This is a genomic window from Lentzea sp. NPDC051838 (assembly GCF_040681245.1).
Classification (GTDB): Bacteria; Actinomycetota; Actinomycetes; order Mycobacteriales; family Pseudonocardiaceae; genus Lentzea.
The window spans coordinates 346,197-352,323 of the sequence record NZ_JBFAYI010000003.1 but is presented as its reverse complement, the minus strand read 5'-3'; the positions used below and the strand labels follow the sequence as shown (position 1 = coordinate 352,323).

The window sequence follows — 6,127 nt, the reverse complement described above, 5'->3', positions numbered from 1 at the left end:
CGCGCTTCCTTCTCGGATCGCCCGCTAGTTCATGGCGTCCCCGATCGCCAGACGCAGGAGGGCTTCGCCGTCCATGTCGTCGATCGATTCCGCCTCGGCTGCAAGCACAACATCCGGAGCGCTGTTGTTTTCCCCACTCTCCTGGGCAAGTTGCAGGACGAGGTCCAGCAGACCGGCCTTGCGCAGGCGGCTGACGGGGATCGAGGCGAGCGTCTCGCGGATGTGGGCTTCCGGGTCGTCGGCGGCCACGACGTCGCCGAGGAGTTCCGTGCGGATGAACTGGGCCAGCGCGGCCGGTGTCGGGTAGTCGAACACCAGCGTCGCGGGCAACGCCACGCCCGTGACGGCCTTGAGCCTGTTGCGCAGGTCCACCGCTGTCACCGAGTCGAATCCAACGTCGCGGAACGCCCGTGACGGCCCGAACGCCTCCGCGCTCTCGAAGCCGAGTGTCGCCGCGGCTTCTGTGCGGACGAGGTCGAGCAACGTCCTGGTGCGTTCGGCCTCGGGCAACGCCTGCAACCGTTCCTTGAGCCCCGAGTCCGTCGTTTCCGGTTCTTCCAGGGCCTTCTGGACCGACGGGATGCCCATCAGCAACGGGCTCGGCCTGGACGCGGTGAAGCTCGGCGCGAACTTCTCCCAGTCCATGTTGGTGATCGTCAACGACGTGTGGCCGTCCTCGACCGCCTGCTGCAGCGCGGTGATCGCGAGGTCCAGTTTCATCGTGTGGACGCCGCGCCTGCGCAGCTGTTCAGCGCCTTCCTCGTTCTCGGACGCCATGCCGGAGTCGGCCCAGGCACCCCACGCGATCGAAGTGGCTTGGAGGCCTTGGGCTTTCCGGAAGTGCGCGAGGCCGTCGAGGTAGGCGTTGGAGGCGGCGTACGCGGGTTGCGCGCCACTGCCCCAGCTCGCCGCACCGGACGAGAACAAGATGAACGCGTCGAGGTCGTTCGTCAGCTCGTGCAGCAGCCAGGCGCTCGTCATCTTGGCCTTGAGCAGCCGGTCGAGCTGGTCGATGCCGAGCGCGTCGGTCGGTGCGTTGCCTTCGACGATGCCGGCCGCGTGCACGACCGCCCTGATGTCGGGTACTGAGTCGATCACCGCCTGGAGGCTCGCACGGTCGGACGCGTCGCAGGCCGCGATGGTGACGCGGGCTCCGAGCGCTTCCAGTTCTTCCCGGAGTTCCGCCGCACCTGGTGCTTGATCACCGCGGCGGCTGGTGAGCAGCACGTGCTCAGCACCACGGCGGGCAACGTGACGGGCGACGTGGCCACCCAGCGCGCCGGTGCCGCCGGTGATCAGGACCGTGCCGCGCGGGTTCCACTCGGTGGACTTCGGCGGGCGCCGGGCCGGGACGAGCCTGCGCCCGTAGACGCCGGTGTCGCGGACCGCGAGCTGGTCCTCGCCGCCGCCGTTGGTGATCGCGGCGACCAGGCCCTGTTCGATCTGGCCGTCGATCGTCTCCGGCAGGTCGACCAGGCCACCCCAGCGGCGCGGCAGGTCGAGCGCGGCCACCCTGCCCAGGCCCCACAACGCGACCTGCTCAGGGTTGCGGACCTCGTCGGTCGTCCCGGTCGAGATCGCCTGCTTCGTGACTGCCCAGAACGGCGCGGTGCTGCCGACGTCGCCGAGTGCTTGGAGCAGCAGGACGTTCAGCGCGAGGCCTTGCGGCGTCGACGTGAACTCCTCGTGCGGCGCGTTCTCCGTGCCCAGCAACGAGATCACGCCAACCGGTTCGATGCCGATCAGCTCGGTGGCGAGCAGCGCGCGTTCGGCGTTCTTGCTCACGGTGATCTTCACGACGTCGTTGCCGAACGTCTTGAGGACCGCATCGTGCCATTCGTCGGTCTGTTCGGGGACCGCCGCGAGCCACGTGCCGTTGATGCCGGTCGCCTGGACGCCGCGCAGGAGCTGCCACGAGTCGCGATAGCGCCAGCCATCCACAGTGGACTGACTTTGCTGCTTCGCGCGCCATTCCCTCAGTGCCGGCAGGACGTTGTCCGTGTCGACGCCCAGCGCATCGGTGAGCTCGCCGTTCTCGACGAGCTGCCAGAACGCGCTGTCCTCGGCGTTGGCTGACTTGTTGCCCGCCTTCGGCCAGAACCTGCTGCGGCTGAACGGATACGTCGGCAGCTCGATCCTGCGTCCGGCGCGGGGCCACTGGACGTCGAGGCCCGCGACCCACGCTTCCGCGAGGCTCGTGGTGAACCTGCGGGCGTTGCCCTGGTCGCGCCGGAGCGAGCCGACGGTGATGATCTCCGTCCCTTGGGCGTCTGCCGTGGCCTGCGCGGACATCGTCAGCACCGGGTGCGGGCTCGACTCGACGAACACCCGGTAGCCGTCCTCGATCAGCTTCTGCGTGATCGCGACGAACTCGATGGGCCTGCGCGCGTTCTCGTACCAGTAGTCGGCATCCAGCGTCGCGGTGTCGATGCGTTCGGCCTTCACCGTCGAGTAGAACGCGATGTCGGTGCCGCGCGGCGTGATCGTGCCGAGCAGTGTCATCAGCTTCTCGCGGAGTGGTTCGACCTGAGGCCCGTGCGAGGCGACCGTGCTCGCCACCACTCGCGCTCGGATTTCCCTGGCCTGGCACAGTTCCACGAACTCGTTGAGCTCTGGCAGCGCACCGGCGACCGTGCAGGCGGTGGGACTGTTGATGCCCGCGATCGACAACGCCGGCCACTGCTCGATCAGCTTCCGCGTGTCCTCGACCGGGAGCGCGACCGACGCCACCGCGCCGTTGCCGACGAGCTCGTCCGCGAACAGCTGGGACCGCAGCACGACGATCTTGGCCGCGTCGTCGAGGCTGAGCGCTCCGGCGATGTGGGCGGCGGCGATCTCACCCTGCGAATGGCCGACGACCGCGGCGGGTTCGACTCCGTTCTTCCGCCACGTCCGGGCCAGCGACACCATCACCGCGAACAGCGTCGGCTGCAGCACCTCGATGCGCTCCAGCAGCTCCGCTTCGCCACGCAGCACGTCTCGCACGGACCAGTCGACCAGCTTGCCGATCGCCTCGTCGCACTCGGCCATGCTCTGCGCGAACGTCTCGTCCTCGTCGAGCAGCTCGACAGCCATGCCGTGCCACTGTGAACCTTGGCCCGGGAAGATGAACACCGGCGCACTCTCTTGCGCGACGCCTTGGATCACTTCGTCCCCGATGACCACCGCACGGTGATCGAACACCGACCGCGTCGTCAGCAACGAGAACGCGATGTCCTCCACGTTGCCTTCGAGCGCGCGCACCTGTTCGATGCGCGCCTTCAGCGAGGCCGGCGACTTGGCCGACACCACCAGCGGCACCGGCAACGCCGCTGCTCCATCCGGCGGAATCGATCCCGATTGGCCGGCCCCCTGGGGGGATCCACCCCCCATCCCAATCATCTCAGGCAGGTCTGACAATTCAGGCTGACCTGGGGCTTCCTCGAGGATCATGTGCGCGTTCGTGCCGGAGATGCCGAACGCCGAGACGCCCGCCCGTCGCGCGTGGCCGTTCGCAGACCACTCGCGGGCCGACGTGAGCAGCTCGACCGTGCCGGACGACCAGTCGATGTGCGGGGAAGGCGCGGAAACGTGCAGCGTCTGCGGGAGCACACCGTTCTGCAGGGCCAGCACCATCTTGATCACGCCCGCGACACCCGCCGCCGCCTGCGTGTGGCCGATGTTCGACTTCACCGAGCCCAGCCACAGAGGCGAGGACCGATCAGCTCCGTAGGTGTTGATCAGGGCTTGGGCCTCGATCGGGTCACCCAGGGCCGTGCCGGTGCCGTGCGCCTCCACGACGTCGACATCGCCCACGGACAGACCGGCGTTCGCGAGAGCAGCACGGATCACGCGCTGCTGCGACGGGCCGTTGGGTGCGGTCAGGCCGTTCGAAGCGCCGTCCTGGTTGACCGCCGAGCCGCGGATCACCGCGAGCACCTGGTGCCCGTTGCGCACCGCGTCGGACAGCCGCTCCATCACGACCATGCCGACGCCCTCGGACCAGCCCGCGCCGTCAGCGTCGTCGGAGAACGCCTTCGACCGGCCGTTCGCCGCCAAAGCGCCCTGACGAGTCAGTTCGGCGAACGCGTAAGGCGTCGTCATGATCGTCGCGCCGCCCGACACCGCGAGCGAGCACTCACCACCGCGCAACGCCTGCACGGCGAGATGCATGGCTACGAGAGAGGCAGAGCACGCGGTGTCGACGGTGACGGCAGGACCCTCGAAGCCGAACGTGTAGGAGAGCCGACCGGAGATAACGGAAGCGGCGAGTCCCGTAGCCGCGTGGCCCTCGGTGTCTTCGGACGACGACGTCAAAAGCGTGGCGTAGTCCTGGCCGTTGGTGCCCACAAACACACCGGTCTGCGAGCCGCGCAACGAGAGAGGATCGACGCCAACGCGCTCAAGGGCCTCCCACGTGGTCTCCAACAGGAAGCGTTGCTGGGGATCCATCGCGAGCGCCTCACGCGGGGAGATCCCGAAGAACGCGGGGTCGAAGTCCGCGGTCCCGGCCAGGAAGCCGGCCTCGCGGGTGATCGACGTCGACAGCACCGACTCCACGTCCCAGTCGCGGTCGACCGGGAACGCGCCCATGCCGTCACGCCCGTCGAGCAGCAGCTGCCACAGCTGTTCAGGCGTGTTGACGTCACCGGGGAAACGGCACGCCATGCCGACGATCGCGATCGGTTCATCGGCGCGTGCGGACGTCACCTCCTCCTCGACGGCCCCACCGCGCAGATGGTCGGCGAGACGGCGCGGCGTCGGGTAGTCGTAGACGAGAGAGGCGGGCAACGTCTGGCCGGTCGCCGCCGACAGCTGGTTGCGCAGCTCGACAGCGGTCAGCGAGTCGAAGCCGAGGTCGCGGAACTCCTTGTCCACGCCCACCGCGTGCCCTCCGGCGTACCCGAGCACCGACGCGACCGCCGTGCGCACGACCTCCAGCACATCGCCGCTCAAGATCGGCTTACGCACCTTGGGCTTCGGCGGAAGGATCGCGATGGCCACGGTCGGCTCGGACTCCGCGACCGCACGCCACATCAACTCCACGGCCAGGTCCGGCCGCATCGTGATCGCGCTCAGGTCCGCGCCCACGCCGTCCGCCATGCCCGAACCGGCCCACGCACCCCACGCGATCGACGTCGCGGGCAGGCCGACCGCGCGACGGTCGCGCGCGATGGCGTCGAGCACGGCGTTCGCGGCCGCGTAGTTGGCCTGGCCGGGGTTGCCGAGAGCACCCGCGACCGACGAGAACAGCACGAACGCGTCCAGCTCCAGCCCACGAGTCAGCTCGTCGAGCACCAACGCCGACGCGACCTTCGACCGGAACACGTCCGCGAACCGTTCCGGCGCAAGGCCTTCCAGCACACCATCACTCAGCACGCCCGCGGTGTGCACAATGGCGTTCGGCGAGTACTCGGCCAGCAACCGCGAGACAGCCTCCCGGTCCGCGACGTCGCACGCCACGACCTCCGCACCCACCGAGTCACGCAACTCCGCGGCACCCGGCGCGTCCAGACCACGCCGACTGACCAGCACGATCTTCGAGACGCCGCGGTCCTTCAGGTCGCGGGCGACATGCGCGCCCAGCGCACCCGTGCCACCAGTGACGATCACGGTGCCGTGCGGTTCCCACATCGCATCGGTTGGCGCCGCAGCGTCGTAACGCCGCGCGAACACGCCCTCCGCACGAATCTCGACTTCGGTCTCGTCGCCGACGAGCACAGCACCGAGCAACGAGACATCACCGGTGACGTCGACCAAACCGCCCCACTGAGCAGGCAGCTCCAAAGCAGCCACCCGGCCGAGGCCCCACATCGCACTCTGCGTCGGACTGACTCCGGCGCCGCGCGTCACCGCCCACACCGGCGCATTGACACCCTTGCGCGCCAACGACTGGATCAGCTCCATCGTCGCGACCACGCCACGTGGTACACCGTTCTCGTCGACCGCAGGGTCCAACGCCAGCAGCGACACGATCCCGTCGAACGCCGTCTCCGGAACCTCCTGCATCACAACGCCGCCAACAGCCGACGCGACCTCGCGAGCGAAGTCGTCCTCGGGGCCGAGCACCAGCCACGTACCGGAAACGTTGCCACGCGGCGTGATCCGCTCCCACGACTCGCGATGCCGCCACGAGTCCACAGAGGAC

General features: G+C 68.8%; 1 protein-coding gene (running past one end of the window). It reads right to left on the bottom strand.

Going from position 1 to position 6,127, the window contains the following annotated elements; genetic code table 11:
• Positions 1–24 precede the first annotated feature (24 nt).
• Positions 25–6,127 carry the final stretch of a type I polyketide synthase gene (locus AB0M24_RS10220; RefSeq protein WP_363763751.1) on the bottom strand. It continues 21,572 nt past the right edge of the window, so the window shows 6,103 of its 27,675 coding nt (coding positions 21,573–27,675); its start codon lies off the right edge, out of view — the gene reads right to left on this strand; its stop codon occupies positions 25–27.